The sequence below is a fragment of the Christiangramia crocea genome, from assembly GCF_022410465.1.
Taxonomy (GTDB): Bacteria; Bacteroidota; Bacteroidia; order Flavobacteriales; family Flavobacteriaceae; genus Christiangramia; species Christiangramia crocea.
Map to the genome: position 1 here is coordinate 112084 of NZ_JAJSON010000026.1, position 23325 is coordinate 135408.

Consider the following 23325-nt stretch of genomic DNA (forward strand, 5'->3'; position numbering starts at 1 on the left):
TCTCTCCACTTTATAAATTCATTATGATTCTAACTTTTCCATCAATTCAAAGTAACGCATGGTTTTTTCCTCAATTTCATCTTCTACCGATTGTAATTTAACGGAGGTTTTATTAATCTCATCACCGCTCAATTCCTTAAGGAACTCTTTCTGAATTTCTTCTTTTTTCTTCTCAAGCTGGCTGATCTCTTTCTCCAGTTTTCCGAATTCCTTTTGTTCTTTGTAGGTCAGTTTGGAGCCGGTTGAATCGTCCCGCCAGGTATTTTCCTTGGATTTTTTTTCGGGTGTTTTAGAATCTGAGGCAATTTTGCTTTCAGAATACTCCCGGTAATCGGTATAATTCCCGGGGAAATCCTGTACTTCTGCATTTCCCTGGAAAATAAAGAGATGATCTGTGATCTTGTCCATAAAGTATCGATCGTGAGAAACGACGATAACACAGCCCGGAAAATCAAGTAGAAAGTTTTCCAGGACATTCAGGGTTAACACATCCAGGTCGTTCGTAGGTTCATCCAGGATCAGGAAATTGGGATTCTGAATAAGAACGGTACATAGATAAAGCCTTTTCTTTTCACCCCCGCTCAGTTTTTCAACATAGTCATATTGTTTCTTACGGTCAAATAGGAACCTTTCCAGAAGCTGTTCGGCAGATATTTGCCGGCCTTTTTTCAATGGAATGTAATCCCCATATTCCTTGATGACCTCCACTACTTTTTGTCCGGGCTTTATTTTGATCCCTTTCTGGGTATAGTAACCAAATTTCACGGTTTCACCTACCACAATTTTTCCGGTATCGGGATCCAGATTGCCGGTTAACATATTCAGGAAAGTGGACTTTCCTGTTCCGTTCTTGCCAATGATTCCCAGCCTTTCTCCTTTTTTAAAGGTGTAGCTGAAATTTTTCAATAATTGCTTCCCGCCGAGTTCCTTGGAGATATTATGAAGTTCCACAATCTTGCTTCCCAGACGCTCCATATTTAGTTCAAGCTGAACCTTATGGTCCTGCCTTCGCTGACTCGCCCTGTGTTTTATTTCATGAAAGTCATCGATCCGCGATTTGGATTTTGTGGTTCGGGCTTTGGGCTGACGACGCATCCAATCCAGTTCTTTCTTGTAGAGTTGCTGAGCTTTTTCGGTATTGGTTTGCTCAAGTTGATGTCTTTCTTCCTTTTTATCGAGATAATAGGAATAGTTTCCTTTGTAGGTATATAGTTTACCCCCTTCCAGTTCTATGATCTCGTTGCATACCCTTTCCAGAAAGTAGCGATCGTGAGTTACCATAAAGATGGTGAAATCCTGTTTTCTGAAGTATTCTTCTAACCATTCTATCATATCCAGATCCAGATGGTTAGTTGGTTCATCGAGGATAATAAAGTCGGGATCTTTTAAAAGCATCCGTGCCAGGGCGAGTCTTTTTTTCTGCCCTCCGGAAAGGTTCTTTACTTCAGCGTCAAGATCTTCCAGGTTCAGTTTAAACAGGATTTGTTTGTAGGTGGTTTCAAAATCCCAGGCATTATGGCTTTCCATCTCGTCCATGGCTTTTTGAAGTGCATCTGCATCATCAGGATTCCTTAAAGTCTTTTCATAGTTCTCTATGATTTTAAGGGTCGGGTTATCACTTGAGAAAATGGTCTGTTCTATAGTTAAATTAGGGTCCAGGTCTGGTTCCTGAGAGAGGAAGGCTGTTCTTATATCATTGCGATAGATCACCTGTCCTTCGTCGGGAGAATCGGTTCCGGCAAGAATATTCAAGAGACTGGTTTTTCCCGTCCCGTTCTTGGCCACGAATCCCACTTTCTGCCCTTCGTTTATTCCGAAAGAGATATTCTTGAAGAGTTCACGCTCTCCATAAGATTTGGCTATATTTTCTACTGAAAGGTAGTTCATGTATTTAGTCTGTAATTCGGGCTCAAAAGTACGAATAACAATGACGAAATAACAATGTTCATTTTTACCATCTTTGAGGGTGAAGCGAAGAAGTCTGATTGATTGATTTGAAGATTGTAAAAAGTTAGGGTTTGCCTCGGCTTCACCTCAAAAGGACATTATCTATTGTTTTTTCAAGTACCAGCTAATTGCTGAACAACATGGAGCGTACAGCTTAAAGCTTATAAGATAAATTCATGACATTATTTTATTATTAGCTCGTAAAAACTATATTTGTTAAAACTATGTGAAGTCCCCTATGCGATATAGATCAGTACTGTTTTTATTCGCTGCCCTACTAGCCTTAAGCTCCTGTGTATCTACCAAACAGATGTCCTATCTTCAGGAACATGAAAAGGAGGTAGATAGTATCATTCAGGTGCAAAGGCTTCGGAAACCCTATCGTATACAAGTTGGAGACCTTCTTAGTATCAGGGTTAAAGCTCTTGATCAGGATATCGTGGGTATGTTTAATCCCATAGGTAGTGAAAACCCTAACGCTACCACCGAGGAAGCCGTTTATTTTGATGGATTCACTGTAGATGACCATGGAAACATCCGGGTTCCTACAATGGGAGAAATCAATGTTTTAGGATTTACTGAAAGGGAAGTAAGGGAAAAGATAGAGCAGAAATTACTGGAAGAGTACTTTAAAGAAGAGGCAAATATATTCGTTACCGTAAAACTTGCCGGAATAAGATACACTACACTGGGTGAAATAGGCCAGGGTAGCCAGGTTGTTTATAAGGATCAGATTACTCTTATGGAAGCGATCGCAAATGCCGGGGGTATTAATGACTATGGGGATCGTGAAAATGTGCAGATTATAAGACAATATCCGCAGGGTGAAGAAGTACATGTGGTGGATGTGACAGATATTGAAATAATGAAAAGTCCTTATTACTATATCCAGCCGAATGATATGATCGTAGTAAATCCTCTTCCCAGAAAGGCACTGGGACTAGGAACAACCGGACTTGAAGTTTTTAGAACCGTATCTAGTCTCATTGCATTAGCTACTTCAATTTATTTCTTAACAACACGATAAATGGCGCATGAAGATGATCACATATCAGATGTAGGTTCCACCTTCGATTTTAAGGGGTTTATTCTTAAAGTTATTAGTTATTGGAAGCTTATATTGCTCTCCATAGGTATTAGTCTTGCCGTAGCTTATTATAATAATGTTCGAAAGTTACCTGTGTATCGTTTGAGCAATATGATCGCTATTAAAGACGATCAGAATCCTTTTTTCACTTCCAATACCAGTCTGACCTTTAACTGGGGAGGGACTTCTGATAAGATTAATACAGCAATAACTATTTTAAGATCCCGATCACATAATGAAGAAGTTGTAGAAGAATTACAATTTTATATAAATTATCTTGAGGATGGAGAATATCAAAGGGTAGATGCATATGGCAAAACTCCATTTAAAATAGAAGCAGATTCAGCTGCCTTTCAGGCCAATAATGTTACCATGGTCGTTTCAATGGTTGATGAAATTACTTTTAATATTCAGGCCCAGATTCCTTCCAATTTGTCCAGAACCAATTATAGAACCAGGGAGACAGATAACCGGGTAATGGAGGCCGGTGAATTTAGCCGAAATTTCAATATAGGGGAACGAATAAAACTTCCTTTTTTTTCAGGGGTTTTTCAAAGGACCAGTAGACCTTTACAGATAGGAAAAAATTTTTATATCAGTTTCAATGATTTCGACGGAACTGTAGGGAGATATAGAGGTGTAAGTGTAGCCCCCCAAGGGAACGGGTCTTCTGTCTTAAATTTGAGCATGGTAAATCTAAATAAATTCAGGATAGTAGATTACCTAAATGGATCGGTAGCTGTTTTGAGTGATAATATGCTGGAAAGAAAAAATCTTTTTGCAACCAAGACAATCAGATTTATTGATAGTACCCTAAGTGCACAGCAAGATACTCTTAAGTTGGTTCAGGCAGAACTAAACGCTTTCAAAGATGAGAATTCATTGATGGAAATATCAACTGAAAATGGGCAACTTTCAGCTAGATTATCTGAATTAGATTTGGAAAAGGAACAAATTAGAAGACAGATAAAATATTATAATAATCTGGAGCAATATCTGCAAACCAGGGATGATTATTCAAATGTTCCCGCGCCTTCCGTTGCCGGAATAGATGAAGGAAGTATATCGAATGCAGTATCTAAAATTATTAGCCTGGCAGAGGAACGTCGCAATTATCAGTATACTTTAAGAGAGAATTCGCCAGTATTTGATGACATTGACCGCCAGATCAATTCGCTAAAAGCTATACTTCTCGAGAATATTCAATCTTCAAAAAACTTATTGCAAGGAGAGATTCGTGATATCAATTCAAAAATTTCAAGTTTAGAATCGGAAGTTAGAAAGTTACCCAAGGGAGAACAGGACCTGTTAAGAATTCAAAGGAAGTATGCGATTAATGAACGCACTTACAATATGTTCCTGGAAAAACGTAGTGAAGCTGGTTTGATCAAGGCTGCGAATGTAAGTGATGTCCAGATCATAGATAAGGCTAAAGATACGGGAGGAGGGAGAATTGGACCAGATACGCAATTAAATTATGTGATGGCGGTTTTAACAGGTGGATTAATCCCTTTAACCTTCGTTTTTCTATTAGTTTTTTTAAACACAAATATTCATAATGCTCAGGAAATCACCAGGCTTTCTCCTATACCAATTCTGGGATTGATAGGAAGAAATAAAATGAATTCCAATCTGGCAGTTTTCGACTCTCCAAAATCATCTATTGCTGAAAGTTTTCGGGGACTGCGTTCTAGTTTGCAGTTTATGTACAAGCGGCAGGGAGTTGTTGGATCCAAAACAGTTTTAATTACATCTTCGGTCTCGGGGGAAGGTAAAACCTTTTGTGCTATGAACCTGGCTACTGTTTTTGCGCTCAGTGAAAAAAGAACGGTATTAGTTGGAGTCGACCTTAGGAAGCCAAAAATATTTGATGATTTTGAACTTAATAATGATCTTGGGATAGTAAATTATCTCATTGATCAGGCAGATTCCAAAGAAATTATTCAGAAAAGTAAAATCCCTTATTTAGACGTTATAACTTCTGGTCCAGTACCTCCAAATCCGTCGGAATTATTGTTAAGCGAAAAAATGGATGTCCTGATTTCTGACCTAAAGAAAGAATATGATTATATTATTCTTGATACTCCGCCTATCGGGATGGTTGCTGATGCCTTAAACCTGGTAAAACATGCCGATGCTACCCTATATCTTGTGAGACAGGATTATACTAAGCGTGGTATGCTGGAGACCATTAATCAAAAATACGCTAAAGAAGAGGTTAAAAACATCAGCTTCGTTTTAAATCACTTTGTGCATAGTGCAAAATATGGTTATGGTTACGGCTATGGCTATGGCTATGGCTATGGTTATGGTTATAATAGATATGCTAAGGGTTATTACGGTGCTGCACCTTCTAAAATATCACAATTGAAGGAATCGTGGAGAAAATTCATGCGAAATTTTGAGTAAAATGTTTTTTCATATAGTTCTTGTTAAGTGAAAAAAACAGCTCTTTTTATTCCTTGTTTTAATGAAGAAAAGCGACTGAATATACCTGCTTTTGAAAAATTTATTCAGACAGAAACAGATTCAATCGATTTTTTTTTCGTCAATGACGGGAGTATAGATAACACCAGCAAGCTGCTACAACAAAAGTTATTAAATTATGAAAACGTTTCCCTTATCGAGAACGTACGAAATATTGGAAAAGGACCTGCCTTAAGAAATGCTATATTAAATTCAGATCTTGAAGGTTACGATTATTTTGGATTTATAGATGCTGATTCCGATATACCTTTAAATCAGGTTAGGCTTTTAAAAAAGGAAATAGAGGCTGGGAATTATTTAATAGCAATTAGTAAAAGAGATTTATTAAAAAATTTAAAAAAGCTCTCTGTTAGAAATTTTGGATCTGTTTTTATTGTTAAGATCGCAAATAAATTAATTAAGCTCCAACCCGGATTATCCGATACACAATGTGGATGTAAATTATTTAAAAGGGAAATTTATAGATTGTGTTTTAAAGATCCCTTTATTTCAAAATGGTTATTTGATATTGAAATTTTTTTAAGACTTAGAAATGGTATTCCTTACCTAAGAAATCGTATCGTTGAGGTTCCGGTATTGGGATATTCTAAATCCAATTTTTCCAACTTCAAATTTAGTCAGAATTTAAGGATATTGAAACAGTTATACTTTATATATAAAACTTATAAGTGATGAAGAAGAAGGCCTTCCAGTATGGACTTTTATTGCTTATCTTTCTGCTTTTTCTTTTTCCATTTTTTTTAGTATTTTTTTATATATTTCCTCAGGCAGACGACTTCTGTAGGGCTTTTCTTAAGAGTGATCAATATTTCTCAAATATTATTCACTGGTATAAAAGTCATAATGGCAGGTATACCAATTCTTTTTTGAGCCTATTACCTGTATACAGCTTGAGTTTTTATAGGTTTATATGTCTAATCTCATTTATAATCTTTATTTGTGTACAATTCTATTTTGTTAGAAAGCTATTAGTGCTCTATAATCTGAAAAGTTCATTCTTCTCAATTATACTAATTGGTTTTCTCTTTGTTATTATTAATTTAACCACCCTGCCTTCGGTATACCAGATGTTTTATTGGTATGCTTCTTTAAATGTTTATCTGTACAGTTACATATTATTTCTTCTCTTTTTGCGATACTATCTATCAGAATTTTTTGAACCCAGATACTTTTTTCTTTTATCCATTTTAATCTTTTTAATTATCGGGAATAGTGAAATGCTAATAGTGGCAATAAATTTCTTATTACTTCTTAAACTTATTTATAGTTCGATTAGAAAAAAGAGTGCGGACAAAAGAAGTTTATGGCTTGTTTTGTTTAGTATAATTTGCAGTATGATAGTGCTCATGTCCCCAGCGACTGAAGGGAAACTTAATAATTATTCAGGAAGTGGTGATCTATTACATTCTATGATCTATTCTATTTTATCAACAGGATCGTTTATAATTAAAAATGCATTTCGCTGGCCGCATATTATTATTTACCTCGGACTTTTTATATTGTTCATTATCCTAATTGCCAAAAATAAAGGCGGCCGAATAAAAAGCTTTAATCCTTTTATTTTAGCCACAATTTCTTTCTTTTTTCTTAGCACTATAGTTTTTGTTCCCTATTATACCATGGGAGTTCCTAATTTGACGGTCAGCAGAATTGGTAATTTGCTCTTTTCCGTTTTGCAGGCAATATTTTTCTTAAATTTATTAAACCTAGCGAGTTTTTTTTCCACTAGATTAAATTACTCTAAGTATTTAACTTTGCTTAGCGTAAGTGCTGCCGTTTGTGTTTTAGGCTTTCTTGGACTTTCGATTGGGAATAATTCAAATTATGCGAATCTTTATTCAGATATTTTTAACTCAAAGTTCCTTCTATATAAGAATGAAGTAGAGAGTAGGTACAACATATTAAAGAATACCGAGTCAAAGGAAGTAGAGCTCCCTCCAATTAAGAACTATCCTTCCAGTTTTAGAAATTTTGAAATAAAGTCAGATCCTGGTGAGTGGGAAAACAGTTGTTTTACTAAGATGATAAACGAAATGTATGATAAACAAATACATTCGATAAGGCTATCTAAAAACCAGGAGGATTGATCTGTAAAATTTTTATTTATCTACTTCCTTCTCCTGAAAAGATGTAGCTTTAGCGGTTATTTAAATTCCTAAAATGTTTTGGGATCAATATTATCGAATTATGTAGAAGATTTTTGTATCTATGATCTTATAATACATTTATCATATGGCCTCTTCATTATCTAAAACTATTCCTCTCTTTTATTGGAGTGAAACCAGATTAATGGGTAAGTCCAGGGAAAATTATGGTGACCTTTTATCCAGATATATTGTAGAAAAAATATCGGGAAGAGTCGTAAAATGGGTAAACCCATCCAAAACGGCCTGGTATACCATAAATAAAAAGAATTACGCTGCTATTGGGAGTATTTTGCATCATACCTCCAAGAATACCATCGTTTGGGGAAGTGGTATAATTGATAGGGAAAAGGGCATAAAGGCTGATAGATTTTTAGCGGTTAGAGGTCCACTTACTCGTAAATATATCAACAAGCAAGGTATGGACTGTCTAGAGGTTTATGGAGATCCAGCCTTACTTCTACCAAAATTCTATTACCCTGAAGTAAAGAAAGAATTTGAGCTGGGGATAATTCCACACTATAATGACTACCACCTGGCCTTAGATTTGTTCAAAGGAATGAACAACGTGAAAGTAATAGATATCATGACCAATAATGTTGAAGAGGTTACTACAGAGATATTAAAATGCCGTAAAACGATTTCATCTTCTCTTCACGGCATAATTGTGTCACATGCTTATGGAATTCCCAGTATTCAGGTTAAGTTTTCGGAAAGAATTTTTGGAGATGGAGTAAAATATGAGGATTATTTTAATTCAGTAGATATAGATAATTATGTGGTTCCATTCGTGGATAGTACGGTCTTTTTAGATGAGATGGATAATTACTTTAAAAACTCTAATTCTCTGGTATTACCAGAAAGACTTAATGACCTTAGAGAAGGTCTGCTAAGAGTTCAACCTTTTAATTAAATCTTTATTAATCAAGTTGAATGGAGGAGAACGCTAAGAATCAGGAAAAAAACAAGTATTTATACGAGCAACAATATTCGAATTATTCGATTAAGAATATATTGTGGTGGTTAGATCATCTGGATGATTATTTACGATTTGCCACAAAAACCGAAACCAGCTGGTTTGGGATATATCAGGATAATTTCAGAGAAAAAATAAAGGGAAAGAAAATCCTTGAAATGGGCTGCGGTAATTGTAATAATGCTGCGGTAATGGCTGCCCTGGGAGCCGAGGTTTATGCGAATGATATTGCTTCTGCAAGTGGCGAAATAGTAGATAAATTAAACCAAAAATATACTTTCAAGTATCCAATAAAATTTATTGAAGGGGATTTTCTGAAGAACGACTTAGAAGAAAATTCATTCGATTTTATTATCGGTAAGGCCTTTTTACATCATCTCACTATTCCTATTGAAAAAGAATTTCTGAAGGAAACGGCCAGATTATTAAAAGAAAACGGAGAGGCAAGATTCTTTGAGCCAGCAGTGAACAGTAGAATTCTGGATGAGATAAGATGGTATATTCCTGTAGATGACAGGCCTTCCAAATTCAATAGAGCAGCTTTTGATAAATGGAAGGCAAACGATCCTCATCCGGATAGGAGTTATAGTAGCCGTCATTTTGAAACTGCAGGGAAAGAGTTTTTTAATGAAGTGCAAATCACACCTATAGGATCCCTGGAACGTTTCCGAAGACTGCTACCTGTTGGAAAATTTAGTGGAAAATATACCAGATGGGCTTTAAAGAATGAAAAGCTTTTACCAAATTTTCTGAATTGCTCTATGGCCAGGAGTCAATTAATAGTTCTACGAAGACCAGCCTAATTTATTGGGTAGCCTGATGATTCTGTATTTCATACCTCTTAGTTTGTTATAAATGAATTTCCCGAAGAGATAGGTGTTAGCTTTAATATAGAGTTTGGAATATCTGGAAGGTATATTTTTTCTCCCGTGATCGTGTATGATCCATCTATCGGGAAAGAAATCTTTTTCATTTGAAAGCGTACTTTTTTTACCTCTGAATTTGCTCAAAGGCCTTACAATGCGAGTATCTTCTTTTTCACCCAGCCACGCTACCCACCAGGAGAACGTTGAATTGCTTATTATGTAATCATCACATCTGGATCCTATTGCCAACTGCTCCATAGGACTGAAGCCTTCAAGAAAATAGGCGTTATCAAAATGGCCAAAATGATATTTACAATATGCTATATCGTCACTTATAAAAATGAGATTGCGGTCTTCCCAATCTGGAAAATATTCTAAAATAGCAGTGAAATAAAATCTGTATGATAACTGAAAATAAAAAGGATGATGTATAAAATCGCCTCTTCTTACGCTTATAAGTATGGTTTTCCTGTCAAATAGAAAGGAGTTTTTCTTTAATAGTGGATCTATAAAATCATCTTTGAACTTAAAGACCACCTCACGTGTGTAAGGAATGTCAAAATATTGTTCAGACTGTAACCAGCCTTCCAGGTCATAATTACTATCTTGCTTTAAGTCCCAATCGTATACGTGAAACTGTTTTTCTTTTATATATTTAAATTCAGCGTTTTCCGGAGTTTTAGGAAAATTGAAGTCGAAGAATTCCTCGTATCTCCATTCTGGAAAAGAATAAGTGTGGCCTTTCTCTCTGGCAATCCCAATAGTGGACGCCAGGTGGAATAACTGATTACCGAGATTTCCTTTTTTTTCGAGTTTAGAAAATGTAAGCATTAAAGTGGTAGTTTTAACAAAAATAATTAAATTTTGATATGAACAGGTTTCAATTGATGAAGCACTTAATTGAGGAAAAAAATTATTCCACTTATGTTGAGATAGGAGTACATCGCGGAAGATTGTTTTTTCCATTAAAATGTAAAAGAAAGATCGCAGTAGATCCGGCCATGAAAATAAACTGGAAAGGCAAACTTGTCTGGATCAAAAGAAATTTCTTCAATATCAACAATCGATATTTTGAGATAACAAGTGATGAGTTTTTTAAGAGAAAAGCTCCATCACTTTTTAAGCAGGATGGGGTAGACCTTTTCTTTATAGATGGATTGCATACTTTTGAAGCCAGTCTTAAAGACGTTTTGAATAGTTTACGATATTTGAATAAGAATGGAACCATAGTTATGCATGATTGTGTTCCCCCAAACAAAGCGGCCGCTACACCAGCATCTTCATTTCATGAAGCAAAAGATAAAAACATTAAAGGCTGGACAGGACAATGGTGCGGTGATGTCTGGAAAACAATGGAGTATCTTAAAATTAAATACCCCGAAAGCCTGGAAATTTCAGTTATGGAAGATGATTTTGGATTGGGAATAATAAACCCAGCAAAAGAACTTAAACATTTGATAGTGGATGAGAAGCTTTTTGAGAGAATTGATAGGATGAAGTATGAAGCATTTTTGGAGCGAAAGACTGTAAAAAATAATATTGCCTAAATGATAAACCATAGGTATAAATGCATTTTTATTCATATTCCTAAGACCGGAGGAAGTAGTATAAACAAATTTTTATCTGGGGGGGTAGCACTAAATTGGGTGGCCCCGGACTACGATTTACTATATGGATGGTGTCCCGAAAGGAAAATACACATGCAACATGCTACGCCCTTTCAATTACTATCCACAGGTTTAGTAACACCTGAGCAGTGGAACACCTATTTTAAATTTTGTTTTGTTAGGAATCCCTGGGAGAGGGCTCTGTCCGATTATTTATGGATGATGAAAGATACTCATATTAAGGATAGCTTTAAAAATTTCATATTAAAAAAAGGAAGATTCAAAAGGGTGCTGCTTGATGATTCAAGAAAGGCATACAGAGGTGATCATCTTGATCCACAGCATATCTTTGCGAAGCCTGATAATGGTGACCTTGATTATATTGGCAGGTTTGAAAATTTTTCGGAAGAAATGGCTAAAATATGTGAGATTTTGGACATCCCGAACAGGTTTAGCGAGCATGAAAAAAAAAGTGATACCATGCCGTCTCACTATTCATTGTTCTATACAGGGAGTCAGCGTAAGTTGATCGAAGAAAATTACCAGGAGGATATCCAACTCTTTGATTATTCCTTTGAGGAACAAAAAAAAGGATTGGAAAAGTTGAAGAATCTTTTCTAGGATGAGCAAGGAGTTAAGCATAATAATAGTTACTTATAATGCGATGGACTGGATATCGAAATGTTTGCAAAGCGTTTCGGGATTTCAGGTGATTGTTGTTGATAATAACTCAGATGATGGCACCAAAAAGTTTATAAAGAATAATTATCCTGAGGTTCAATTAATAGAGCAAGCAAAGAATATTGGTTTTGGGCAAGCAAATAATATTGGTATTAGTCAGGCACTTACAAATGGAGCGAAGCATGTATTCTTATTAAATCAGGATGCATGGGTACTAGAGGAATGTTTGGGAAATTTGGTAGAGCTCCAAAATAAAAATCCTGAATTTGGGATCTTAAGCCCAGTTCATTTAAATGCTAAAAAAGATAAAATGGACGCCCTGTTCTCTCAGCACGTTTCTTTTCAATATAATCCATATTTTTTCTCAGATATGGTTCTAAAAAGCGAGCAAAAAGAGCTTTATGAATTTCCTTTTATCAATGCAGCGGCATGGTTGATCTCAAAGGAATGTATAGAAAACGTTGGCGGGTTTGACCCTATCTTTTTTCATTATGGCGAAGATATTAACTATTGCAGCAGGGCTCGTTATCATGGGTTTAAAATAGGTCTCGGTGTAAATAATTTTATTGTTCACGACCGTGAAGAACGAAAGCACCAAATCGAAAACTTTACAAGAGCTCATTTAAATTATAAGGAACGAAATTATAAGGTTAGATTTGCCAATATTACCGGTTCAGTTTCTGATGAGCTAAAGAAAAAACAAGCCGATCTTAAAAAAGATATTTTAAAGAATATTATATTTTTCAGATTTAAAAACGCCCGGTTTCATCTTGATGAACTCTTGATGATCCAAAGGATCATACCTGAAATCAAAGAAAGCCGGGAGTTGAACAAACTGAAAGGGAAACATTATTTAAATTAGATAAAATAAATCTTTGCAAATAATTGAAAATGTCAAAACATTTATCTCAATATGCAAGAAAAATATTGTTCTAAATAAATTCAAAACTAAATCTATTAAATTTTAAATTTTTTTAGAATGAGGTAATCATTTTGTAAGTGAAAAAGAATATCAAAAATATATATGGTGTTTTGTTAAAATGGCAAAAGCAAAACTTATACAATATTACTGGACACAGTAATTATAAAAAATTCGTCATCATTAGTACCGCAAGGACTGGCTCTACCTTGCTAGCAACGCTATTAAATAGTCATCAGAATATTATTTGCGAAGGAGAAATTTTTAAAAATTTAAATGGTAAATCTTGTAGTAAGATTTGGCAAGAATTTTTTAGTAAAAAGCCTAAAAAAATTCATCAGGTTGGGTTTAAATTATTTTATTTTCATCCGTATGATGAGGACAAAGATGTTTGGAATATTATCAACAATGATAAGACTATAACAATTATCCATTTAAAGAGAAAAAATCTTCTAAGGATATTTCTTTCTCAGAAAATTGGATTGAAAACAAAATTATGGACAGATAATATTAATAGACCAAATAATTTGTCTTTGAATACAAAAAAAGTGACTTTAGATTACCATGCTTGTATTGGTGCTTTTGAAGAGATTGAAGATTACGAAAATATTACCAGACTTAATTTCCAAAGGCATAATTATTTAGAAGTTTATTATGAAGACTTAATAGAAAATAGGCAACTGGAAATTAATAGAATTTTATCTTCATTGAATTTGCCTGTTGATGTATTGACTGCAAATAATAAACAGCAAAACCCTGAAGGGCTTAATGAACTAATCAATAATTATTCTGAATTAAAAATAAAATTTGAAAATTCAAAATGGGAATATTTATTTGAAGAATAAACAGGTAATTATCATATTGTAACGATTAGAAGACCTTACATGCTTTTACCAATCTATCTAAAATTTAGAAAGTAAAACTATGTTGAAAAATTTTGTATTAACTATCGCACTAGTTGTTCATGGTCGTAAACAGCAAAAATATCCCTTGAAAAAATTAATAAAACCTCATTAGAATTAAAGGGACTTAATTATAGGATTAGATTTGCTAATATTAGCGGTTCCAGTTCTGATGAACTAAAGAAAAAGCAAAGTTATCTTAAAAAAATATTTTAAGGCAAATTATAATATGCAGAAATAAAAGTATGCGTTTCCATTTTTGAGAACTTAAGATGATTAAGAATTACCGTGAAATTAATGGAAGTTGGAAGTGAATTAATCGAAAGAAAACATTTATTAAAGTTGAATAAAAAAGGATAGAATTGGCCCTGGAGACACGAATTTACCAAAAGGAGAATAATTTAAAGCTGAGCCAATTGCTTAAAGCAAGCCTAAAGGATATCTATTCTTCAAGGTTCCTGGCAAGACAGATAGCTGAGAGGGATATTAAGGCTCAATACAGGCAATCCTATCTTGGTATTATCTGGGCTTTTATAACGCCACTCGCTACGGCAGCGGTATGGATATTTCTGAATCTTTCAGGTACTATAAGGGTAACCGATACCGGCATCCCTTATCCAGTGTATGCATTTTCGGGTACTCTTATATGGTCTATTATCGTTGAAGCCATCAATGCGCCAACTTCAAGTACCAATTCTGCCAGGAGCATACTCACCAAGATCAATTTTCCTAAAGAGGCTTTGGTGATCTCAGGGATCTATAAATTATTATTTAATTCTTCGGTAAAGATCGTTTTGTTACTGGTCTTTATCTTTCTTTTCGGGATAGGTTTCCACTGGAGTATATTTCTCATACCCCTCGCGATCTTTATCGCTTTGGTATTTGGTACTACTATTGGATTATTTCTAACTCCTTTGAGTATGCTATATAAGGATATCGGGAAGATCATATCGGTAGGACTTTCGTTCCTAATGTATGCTACTCCGGTAGTATATGCCATCCCCGAGAGCGGAATAATGAAAACCCTGATGGAGATCAATCCCATAAGTCCTATTATACTCACTACACGTAATATGCTAACTGGAACTATGCCCGAATATCTGGGATATTATATAGTGATCATCCTGCTGGCTATTCCTTTATTATTTGTGGGACTGGTATTTTACAGGATCTCCATTCCAATTATTGTTGAACGTATGAGCGCATAAGATGGAAGAAAAGGAGGTATTGGTAAAGGTTGAGGGTGTATCCAAGAAGTTTTGTAAAGATCTTAAGACCAGTCTATGGTATGGGATCAAAGACCTGGTAAGCAATCTTAAAGGAAATCAGACTGAACGACAATTGAGGGAGAAGGAATTCTGGGCGGTAAAGGATATAGATTTTGAACTTCGGCGGGGTGGATGCCTTGGTTTGATAGGGCATAACGGAGCCGGGAAGTCCACACTGCTTAAAATGCTGAATGGTTTGATAAATCCCGATGCCGGGAAGATCACTATCAAAGGTAGGGTAGGAGCCCTGATAGAACTTGGCGCCGGTTTTAATCCTATATTAAGCGGAAGGGAGAATATATATAATAACGGAGCAGTTTTAGGCTTTACCCGTAAGGAGATCGAAGAAAAGCTGGAGGAAATCATAGATTTTGCAGAGCTCAGGGAATTTATTGATATGCCTGTACAAAATTACAGCAGTGGGATGAAGGTTCGCCTGGGCTTTGCCGTCGCGGCTCAAATGGAACCCGATGTTTTGATCATTGATGAGGTGCTGGCAGTTGGTGATCTTGGTTTTATTCTTAAATGTTTCAAAACCATCGATGAGATTTTGCCTAATACTGCGATAGTTTTTGTATCGCACAGTATGCCTACGGTCTCGAGAATTTGCAATAATATTATTTTATTAGAAAGAGGAAATGCGGTTTATCAAGGTGCTGATATTAGTGAAGGTATTGATTTGTATTATTCAAGATTTTTAGATAATGATAGTAGTATTGTTTTTGATGACAATAGCCTCTCTCTTGAAGATACGCACCTAATTTCGGATGAATGGTATTCAAAAGAAAAACCGATATTAAGGTGGGGAGATGATCTAAAACTATATTTCAAATTCAATATTAAACGGAATATAAAAATTCCACTTTTTCGGATTTTAATTTATGATAAAGAACAAAGACCTGTGGCAATTTTGGATCCGAATAAGAAAGGTTCAAATCTAAAAATAGAAAATGGGGGGTTGGAGTTTATTGTTACTCATCGTAATCTCCAATTGAGTAAAGGTTTTTACACAGTAAATATTACAGTTTTTAAAGAGCGAAGTAACAACCCACTTCTGCGGATAAATGGATTGCTTAGTTTTCAAGTTAGTCATGGAGAAGATCATTTTCAACCATTTTTACTTTCATCTGTTTTTGAAAATATTGATAAGCCTCTGAAATAGATCCATGATATCACATAAACATAAATGCATTTTTATTCATATTTCGAAGTGTGCTGGTACCAGTGTAGAAAATGCATTTGGGGTACATACTCAAAATTTAAAAACTCCGGACTATGACCACTTATTTGGATGGGATGAAAAGAATAAGCTTTGGTTACAGCATGCCACTCCTAAGCAATTGATAGATTTAGGGTATATTGAGCCTGATACTTGGAATGAATATTATAAATTCATTATTTATAGAAATTCATGGTCTCGAGCTTATTCCGATTATATTTGGATTATCAATGGATATGGAAAAGATTCATTTTCCAATTTTTTAAACAAAACAGGAAAATTTGAGAAGGTTTTAAATGATAATTCTAGTAGGCCATACCTTGGAGATCATCTTTATTTACAAAAGGATTATTTTTTTCTGAATGATAAAAGAATAAAATATGATATCGAAATTGATTTTGATTCTCTAGAGGAAGGTTTTTCCATGGTAAGAAATGATTTAGATCTTCCAATTGATTTTTTCTCCGTCCAAATGAATTCACGGAAATATGGGAAAAACCATTATTCCTTCTTTTATAATTCAAAAAGAAAAAATCTTGTCTTTAACAAATACAAAGAAGATATAGATTTCTTTGGGTTTGAATTTGAGGATAAAAGGAATTATTTCCGCCGAATACTCTCAGAATTTCTATATTATTAAAGACAAAAATATGGATTGCTTTTGCACCATCATTACAGCAGATTATTTGTTCTTTGCCAGAACTCTTCATGCTTCCCTACAAAAATTTGATAATAAAGTAAATTTTGAGGTTCTCATTGTAGATGGAAACGTAGAAGTTATTGACGAACATTTGCAGATATATACTCTTGAAAATATTAAAGAGAGTTATCCGGATGATTTTGAAAAAATAAAAAGATTTGAAAGTGACCCAGCTAGCAATTTGCGATGGGCGTTAAAACCTTTATTTTTGAAGTTCCTTCTTACAAAAGAAAAATTTAAAAAGGCAATTTTTATTGATCCCGATATCCATTTTTACAATTCCCCATTTTTTCTTTTTGATGAACTGGATAAGACTGATGTATTGTTAACGCCCCATTGGCGCTCCAGGGATCCAAAACTTGATTCGGAAAACTTTGACCAGCTTTTTACTGGTGGCCTGTACAATGCTGGTTTTTTTGCGTGTACCCCGGAGGCTTTAAATATCCTGGATTGGTGGTTAGAAGTTTGTAGTTACAAAATGGTTAAAAGCCAGGGATTCTATGTAGATCAGGCCTATCTTAATCTTCTTCCAGTATATTTTCCCGGGCAGGTAAGACAAATTGAGCATAGAGGCTGCAATGTTTCAAACTGGAATTTCATAGAGTGCGAAAGGAGAATGATAAATAACCAAGTGTTGATAAATGGTGTTTACCCCATAATATTTATACATTTTACGCCAGGGACTTTAAAACTCATACACTCTGGGAAGGATAAATTACTGGATGAGCATTTGGATGAATATACCAAAGCGCTAAGAAAATTTAATCCCCATTTTGAATTTGAAACAAGTGAAAAAGAGGTTAATCCAGAGAAACCTAAGAATAAATATATAAAGATTCTGAAAAGGAAATTTAAACTTTAACTTCCTAATTATTTGCCTGCTCATGGATAAATTTATAAATGTTGACTTCAATAAAAAGAATCTAGATATATACTTTATTCGTACATCGATTTTTAGAAGTCTAAAAAAATTTCTTCCACAGGCCAATGGTAAAATGCTAGATGTAGGCTGTGGTAAAATGCCTTATAAGAAATTCATTTTAGAAAATTCTTCCGTAGACGAATATGTTGGGCTGGATATAGAAGGTGCTTTAGAGTATGAAAAGGATCTCAAGCCCGATGTAACATGGAACGGGGAGGTAATTCCTGCTGAAGATGATAGCTATGAGTGTGCGATGGCGACAGAAGTTCTAGAACATTGCCCAAATCCCGAACAGGTGATGAAAGAGGTCCTGCGCGTATTGAAACCGGGAGGAGTGTTTTTTTTTACAGTCCCTTTTTTATGGAATTTGCATGAAGTCCCCAATGACGAATATCGCTATACCCCATTTGCATTAGAACGTCTGTTTAAAAAAGCAGGCTTTGAAAATATTGAACTTAAGGCTACCGGCGGGTGGCATGGCACTATGGCACAAATGCTTGGACTTTGGGTAAGAAGAAGTCCCATGAAATCTGGTAAAAGAAAATTCCTTTCTTTAATTTTAAAACCTGTTATTAGATACTTAATTAATCTTGATAAACCAGAACAGGTGGTTTTTAGAGAAGGCCAGATGATTTCCGGTTTATATGGGATAGCAAAAAAAGAAAAGTCTTGAATATAGCCCTCTGCTCTCCAAGCAAGAATACCTATTCTGAAACTTTTATTCAGGCGCATAAGGTATTTTTAAAAGGGAATATCCACTATTATTATCATGGTGAATTGCCTACTAAACTGGAAGGAGGCCTGGTGATCAATTCCAGGAAAAGCAGGATCGTAGATATTTTTAAAGGACATTTAAGATTAAACAAATATTCCCTGGCAGAGCAGGCCCTTATCACCTCCTTCAAATTAAAGAAGATCGACCTGGTTTTTGCTGAGTATGGCCCAACAGGAACACGAATGCTTCCGGTTTGTAAGGCCCTGAACCTGCCTTTAATTGTTCACTTTCATGGAGTGGATGCCAGCAGAAATGAAGTGCTGGAAAACAATGCGAACTATAGCGAGTTATTTGAATATGCCAGTTATGTGATCGCAGTTTCCAAACAGATGTACTCAAAATTACTGAAATTAGGTTGTCCCCAAGAAAAATTGGTCTATAACGTATATGGTCCACGGGATGGATTTTTTGAAGTGTCTCCCAATTTTAAGAAACCACAGTTCATTTCCATAGGCAGGTTTGTGGATAAAAAAGCTCCTTATTACCTTATAATTTCTTTTAGGAAAGTCCTTGAAAAACACCCGGATGGCATGCTCATTATGGCTGGAAAAGGGAACCTCCTGAATGCCTGTAAAAATCTGGTTAGTTATTATAATTTAGAAAAGAACATACATTTCCCGGGTGTGATAAGTGCCGATGAATTTCGAGGCTATCTCCGGGATTCCCGGGCATTACTTCAACACTCCATTAAAGCAGAAGATGGAGATTCAGAGGGTACTCCGCTTGCTGTACTTGAAGCCAGTGCGGCTGGTTTACCGGTGATTTCAACTAATCATGCCGGGATCCCGGATGTGATCATAGATGGGAAAACCGGTTTCCTGGTAGAAGAACATGATGTGGATGGTATGGCTTTAAAAATAATTTCGTTGATTGAAAATATAGAACAGGCACAACATATGGGGCAGTCAGGAAAGAAGAATATCCGGGAAAATTTCACTTTGGAAAGACACATTACCAAACTTAATGAGTTGGTCAAAACCACTCTTGAGAATTCAGGAAAATACTGATTTCTGTAATCTGGTTATCTTAGCCTTTATATGGAGCTCATTTCAATTATAATTCCTGTTTACAATCGCTATGAGTTTTTAGGAGAAACCCTGGACAGTATCATTGCCCAGACCTATAAAAACTGGGAATGTATTGTAGTAGATGACGGTTCTACCGATTATATGGCAGAAATGATGGAGTGCTACGAAAATTCAGATACTCGTATCCATTATTATAAGAGACCTGCTTCCATGCCCAAAGGTGCAAATGCATGTAGAAATTATGGCTATTTACAGAGTAAGGGCGACTATGTTAACTGGTTTGACAGCGATGACCTGATGAACCAAAGTTTCCTTGAAGAGAAGCTTAAAAGTTTCGAGGCTAATACAGATATGGTGATCTCAAGGCATGAGCTGGTGGATAATGACGGGAGGTTTATCAGGAAGGAGAAAAGAACCCATTCCAGTGAAAGACTTCTAAAGGATTATGTGTGTCTCGATGTGAGCTGGTACCTGCCAGATCCCATGTATCGTCGCTCTTTTCTAGAGCAAAAGGAGCTTTTTGATGAGAAATTATTACGAGGCCAGGATCGTGATTTTCATATAAGGAGACTCCTTGAAAAACCCAATATTGTTTTTGTTGGGAAGTATCTTACAAGGTATCGTCAGTCATATTCTTCCATCTCCAATGATTTATCAGTGGAGGTAGTGAGGTCTAATTATGAGGCTGTGAACAGGCAGATGGCTAAGGTCTTATCGCAGGACAGTTCTAACGAGATCAAATATTTTTACCTCAAGGATCAGCTTAAGAAATATCAATACTTATGGAAAGTTAAAGGAATGAGCAGGAAGAATTTTCTTTTGTTCAGGCGTTTGGCCTTTCCGGGTTTTCATTTCTTCCGCTGGTTGATCAAATATGCTCTGGCTGTGGTTTCTTTCAATTTATTTGGAAAAGGCTACGTATTTTTGAAAGGTGATTAGAAGGTAAATATTCTTAATAAAAGAGGATTAAAGTTTTTAACAATGTCGAAAATGAATTATTGTAATTTGCATGAACTGTAGAATGTCAAAGTCGAATTCTAGTATTGGATTTGTATCTTGCCGTAAATAGTTAAATGTTGCAACCTTTAGTATCTATCATAATCCCTACATATAATAGAGCATCTCAAATTGGGGAGACTATAGATTCTGTAATTTCCCAGAGTTATTCAAATTGGGAATGTTTAATTATAGACGATGGATCCTCTGATTACACGGAAGATTTATTGGATTTTTACTGCAAAAGGAATTCAAAAATAAAGTTTTATAAAAGAGACTCGTCCCCGAAAGGTGCACCACACTGTAGAAATATTGGTTTAGATAAAGCCCAAGGGCAATTTTGTATTTTCCTTGATTCTGACGATATACTACTTGATTTCTGTTTAGAGGAGAGAGTCAAAAAAACAAAAATTGGTGAAAAAAATGATTTTTGGGTGTTTCCAATGTATGTTAAAAACACATATGGTAAATATCAATTAATGGAAATCCCTCAAAAAGAATCTTACCTGGAAGACTTTCTTAAATGTAAGGTTCACTGGCAAACCATGTGTACTTTGTGGGATATAAATTTTGTTCGATCCATTAGTGGATTTAAAGAAAATTATCTCAGGTTAAATGATCCTGAAATTCATATAAGAGCAATGGTTCATTCCATAAGAAATTATACTGTTTTTTGGGATAGTAAACCTGATAGTGTCTATAGACCAGCAATCTTGAAAGTAGGAACTAATTTAAGTTTTAAATATTATCAATCCTTAATGCTTTTTATCCCAGATTTATCCTCGCTACTAAAAGAAAATTCACTTTCGCACTTAAGACATAATTTAAAAGGATATCTAAATGACTATTTAAGAGAGTCATTCAGGTTTATTAGTAGGCAAAATAATCTCCGTCTCTTCATGGTATTTTACAAAAATCGTATTTTAACTTTTTACCAATTGTTATTATTGGCTATCCAATACTACCTATTACTTGGTTTCGATGTTTCGGCCAAAAAGGTGAGAAGGGGAATTCATAAACTATTGGAATTATAATATGGATTATAAAGTTTCAATTATTGTACCGTGCTATAATCATTCTCGCTATTTGGGAGAGGCTTTAGAGTCTGTTTTGAAACAAGTCTATTCTAATTGGGAATGTATAATTGTAGATGATGGGAGTACCGATAATACTGAAGAAATAGTCCGAAAATTTGTTACAGAAGATAGCCGTTTCCAATATTTCTATAAAGAAAACCAGGGATTAAGTAGTGCTCGTAATTTTGGAATTAATAAATGTGAAGGAAGTATAATTTTGCCTTTAGATGCTGATGATAAAATTTCGGTTGACTATATTGAAAATGCAATAACTGCATTTAAAGATAACCCTTCGATTAAAGTAGTCTACTGTCTAGCTGAGAAATTTGGAAAGGAAAGTGGTCTGTGGGCATTAAAACCATTTTCTCTATTTAATCTGAGTAGAATGAATATGATTTTTTGTAGTGCGCTTTTTAGGAAGGTCGAGTGGGAAAAGGCTGGAGGATATGATCTGAATATGAAATATGGGTGGGAAGATTGGGACTTTTGGATTTCCATTCTTAAAAATGGGGGAAGTGTAAAAAGGCTCGATTTTGTAGGTTTCTACTATAGAATATCAGATAAGAATATGCATAGAATGATGACTAGAGATCAATATGACTATTTATATGAATATTTAAGTGTAAAGCACGCTGACTTTTTTGTTAAATATTTTGGTTCTTTTCACTACATGCATCAACAAGCAGAAAAAAAAGAGAATGAATTTTTGACGATTATAAAAAGTGAAAAATTTGTAATTGACCTTTTCGTCAAAAAGTTTTTTGGTTTTACAATTTTTAATAAAAAAAGCTATAAAAATAGATTGCGTTAATTTGGAAAGATTGAATGTTTTTGCGCTTATTTTAAATTATAATAGTGCAAACGAAACTATTGAGTTATTTAAAAATTTAGAAGAGCAGAATTATAAATTTTTAAATATTTTAGTCATTGATAACCATTCCTCTAATTCAGATCTAATTAAGTTAAAAGAAAATGTACCCTCAAAAAATTTATTCCTTAATAAAAATAATTCAGGCTATGCTGCCGGTAACAATATTGGTGTTGATATTGCGCTAAGGCAAAAAGCAGATTATATATGGATACTGAATCCCGATATTAGGATTACTTTTTATTCTCTTCCCATACTGCTAAATACTATAATTGAAGATAAAACATTGGCTGCAGTTGGTCCAAGAATTATTCACAGGCACAATAGAGCTAAGATATTTTCTGATGGTGAGTTATTGAGAATGGATGAGAAGTGTAGTACATCTCAAAAAAATTTCAATAAAGATGTTTCTGAGATACCTGGAAATGTGGATTATGGAATTGATTACATCAATGGTAGCAGCATTCTTTTAAATTGCAAAGCAATAAGAGAAATAGGGAATTTTCCGGAAGAATATTTTTTATATTTTGAAGAAACTGATTGGTGCTTCAGGGCCCGGCAAAACAATTGGCGTCTTGCCATAAACACTAATGCGATAGTTTATAATCTTACGAGTGTGAAGAAGTCCCTTTTTCATTATTATTTTATGCGAAATAAGTTGATCTTTTGTAAAAAATATCATCCTGACTTTTCAAAAGTAAAGAACTATTATTTAAAAAGCTTGATACGAGAATTACTTAATAGGTTTAAAGGAAAGTATTTCAGACCTTTCTATAAGAGTAGAATAAAAGGCTTTATTTCTGGTATTCTATTTACAACTTTTAAAATATAATTATATGTGTAATACTAAGGTCGAA

The 23325-nt window shown here is 34.8% G+C and carries 22 protein-coding genes; 20 read left to right on the forward strand and 2 right to left on the reverse strand.

Features of this window, described 5'->3' with window-relative positions; all coding sequences use genetic code 11:
- Nucleotides 1-21: 21 nt before the first annotated feature.
- Complete coding sequence (locus LU635_RS15235) at nucleotides 22-1887, reverse strand: ABC-F family ATP-binding cassette domain-containing protein (RefSeq protein ID WP_240100365.1); 1866 nt, start codon at nucleotides 1885-1887, stop codon at nucleotides 22-24.
- 298 nt (nucleotides 1888-2185) lie between these two features.
- Between LU635_RS15235 and LU635_RS15240 the strand changes: the two genes are divergently transcribed.
- The 6 genes from LU635_RS15240 (at nucleotide 2186) to LU635_RS15265 (ending at nucleotide 9444) form a co-directional block, all read left to right on the forward strand.
- A complete protein-coding gene (locus tag LU635_RS15240; RefSeq protein ID WP_240100366.1) occupies nucleotides 2186-2974 on the forward strand; it encodes a polysaccharide biosynthesis/export family protein in 789 nt (262 codons plus the stop codon).
- Nucleotides 2975-5443 carry a polysaccharide biosynthesis tyrosine autokinase gene (locus LU635_RS15245; RefSeq protein ID WP_240100367.1) on the forward strand — a complete coding sequence of 823 codons (2469 nt, stop codon included), beginning with the start codon at nucleotides 2975-2977 and terminating at the stop codon, nucleotides 5441-5443. It abuts the gene before it with no gap.
- Between the two features lie 27 nt (nucleotides 5444-5470).
- Nucleotides 5471-6193: a glycosyltransferase gene (locus tag LU635_RS15250; protein ID WP_240100368.1), complete on the forward strand. Its 723-nt coding sequence runs from the start codon at nucleotides 5471-5473 to the stop codon at nucleotides 6191-6193.
- A 1082-nt stretch (nucleotides 6194-7275) separates the two neighbouring features.
- Nucleotides 7276-7608 (forward strand): hypothetical protein, encoded by a 333-nt coding sequence (locus tag LU635_RS15255; protein WP_240100369.1) that lies wholly within the window; start codon nucleotides 7276-7278, stop codon nucleotides 7606-7608.
- Nucleotides 7609-7810: 202 nt separating this feature from the next.
- On the forward strand, nucleotides 7811-8578 hold the full coding sequence (locus tag LU635_RS15260) for a polysaccharide pyruvyl transferase family protein (RefSeq protein ID WP_240100370.1): 768 nt from the start codon (nucleotides 7811-7813) through the stop codon (nucleotides 8576-8578).
- 20 nt (nucleotides 8579-8598) lie between these two features.
- On the forward strand, nucleotides 8599-9444 hold the full coding sequence (locus LU635_RS15265) for a class I SAM-dependent methyltransferase (RefSeq protein WP_240100371.1): 846 nt from the start codon (nucleotides 8599-8601) through the stop codon (nucleotides 9442-9444).
- Here LU635_RS15265 and LU635_RS15270 read toward each other — a convergent pair.
- Nucleotides 9427-10338 carry an alpha-1,2-fucosyltransferase gene (locus LU635_RS15270; protein ID WP_240100372.1) on the reverse strand — a complete coding sequence of 304 codons (912 nt, stop codon included), beginning with the start codon at nucleotides 10336-10338 and terminating at the stop codon, nucleotides 9427-9429. The genes LU635_RS15265 and LU635_RS15270 overlap by 18 nt on opposite strands.
- A gap of 38 nt (nucleotides 10339-10376) precedes the next feature.
- Here LU635_RS15270 and LU635_RS15275 point away from each other — a divergent pair, with 38 nt between their 5' ends.
- The 14 genes from LU635_RS15275 (at nucleotide 10377) to LU635_RS15340 (ending at nucleotide 23300) form a co-directional block, all read left to right on the forward strand.
- Nucleotides 10377-11054, forward strand: coding sequence for a class I SAM-dependent methyltransferase (locus LU635_RS15275; protein ID WP_240100373.1), 678 nt, complete (start codon nucleotides 10377-10379; stop codon nucleotides 11052-11054).
- Nucleotides 11055-11735 carry a sulfotransferase family 2 domain-containing protein gene (locus tag LU635_RS15280; protein ID WP_240100374.1) on the forward strand — a complete coding sequence of 227 codons (681 nt, stop codon included), beginning with the start codon at nucleotides 11055-11057 and terminating at the stop codon, nucleotides 11733-11735.
- Between the two features lies 1 nt (nucleotide 11736).
- Nucleotides 11737-12657 (forward strand): glycosyltransferase, encoded by a 921-nt coding sequence (locus tag LU635_RS15285; protein WP_255749894.1) that lies wholly within the window; start codon nucleotides 11737-11739, stop codon nucleotides 12655-12657.
- A 137-nt stretch (nucleotides 12658-12794) separates the two neighbouring features.
- Nucleotides 12795-13559: a sulfotransferase gene (locus LU635_RS15290; RefSeq protein WP_240100375.1), complete on the forward strand. Its 765-nt coding sequence runs from the start codon at nucleotides 12795-12797 to the stop codon at nucleotides 13557-13559.
- Nucleotides 13560-14032: 473 nt separating this feature from the next.
- Nucleotides 14033-14824: an ABC transporter permease gene (locus LU635_RS15295; RefSeq protein WP_240100376.1), complete on the forward strand. Its 792-nt coding sequence runs from the start codon at nucleotides 14033-14035 to the stop codon at nucleotides 14822-14824.
- A gap of 1 nt (nucleotide 14825) precedes the next feature.
- Nucleotides 14826-16046, forward strand: a complete 1221-nt coding sequence (locus LU635_RS15300; RefSeq protein WP_240100377.1) for an ABC transporter ATP-binding protein — start codon at nucleotides 14826-14828, stop codon at nucleotides 16044-16046.
- 4 nt (nucleotides 16047-16050) lie between these two features.
- The gene (locus LU635_RS15305; protein WP_240100378.1) at nucleotides 16051-16743 is read left to right on the forward strand and encodes a sulfotransferase family 2 domain-containing protein; all 693 of its coding nucleotides are present in this window, start codon (nucleotides 16051-16053) and stop codon (nucleotides 16741-16743) included.
- 10 nt (nucleotides 16744-16753) lie between these two features.
- Nucleotides 16754-17665, forward strand: a complete 912-nt coding sequence (locus tag LU635_RS15310; protein WP_240100379.1) for a hypothetical protein — start codon at nucleotides 16754-16756, stop codon at nucleotides 17663-17665.
- 22 nt (nucleotides 17666-17687) lie between these two features.
- Entirely contained in the window at nucleotides 17688-18398 is a 711-nt protein-coding gene (locus tag LU635_RS15315) for a class I SAM-dependent methyltransferase (protein ID WP_240100380.1), read from the forward strand.
- A complete protein-coding gene (locus LU635_RS15320; protein ID WP_240100381.1) occupies nucleotides 18395-19507 on the forward strand; it encodes a glycosyltransferase in 1113 nt (370 codons plus the stop codon). The genes LU635_RS15315 and LU635_RS15320 overlap by 4 nt, the downstream gene beginning before the upstream one ends.
- A 30-nt stretch (nucleotides 19508-19537) precedes the next feature.
- Nucleotides 19538-20467, forward strand: coding sequence for a glycosyltransferase family 2 protein (locus LU635_RS15325; protein WP_240100382.1), 930 nt, complete (start codon nucleotides 19538-19540; stop codon nucleotides 20465-20467).
- A 134-nt stretch (nucleotides 20468-20601) separates the two neighbouring features.
- A complete protein-coding gene (locus tag LU635_RS15330) occupies nucleotides 20602-21558 on the forward strand; it encodes a glycosyltransferase family 2 protein (protein WP_240100383.1) in 957 nt (318 codons plus the stop codon).
- Nucleotide 21559: 1 nt separating this feature from the next.
- Nucleotides 21560-22411, forward strand: coding sequence for a glycosyltransferase family 2 protein (locus LU635_RS15335; RefSeq protein ID WP_240100384.1), 852 nt, complete (start codon nucleotides 21560-21562; stop codon nucleotides 22409-22411).
- Between the two features lies 1 nt (nucleotide 22412).
- The gene (locus LU635_RS15340; RefSeq protein WP_240100385.1) at nucleotides 22413-23300 is read left to right on the forward strand and encodes a glycosyltransferase; all 888 of its coding nucleotides are present in this window, start codon (nucleotides 22413-22415) and stop codon (nucleotides 23298-23300) included.
- Nucleotides 23301-23325: the final 25 nt, after the last annotated feature.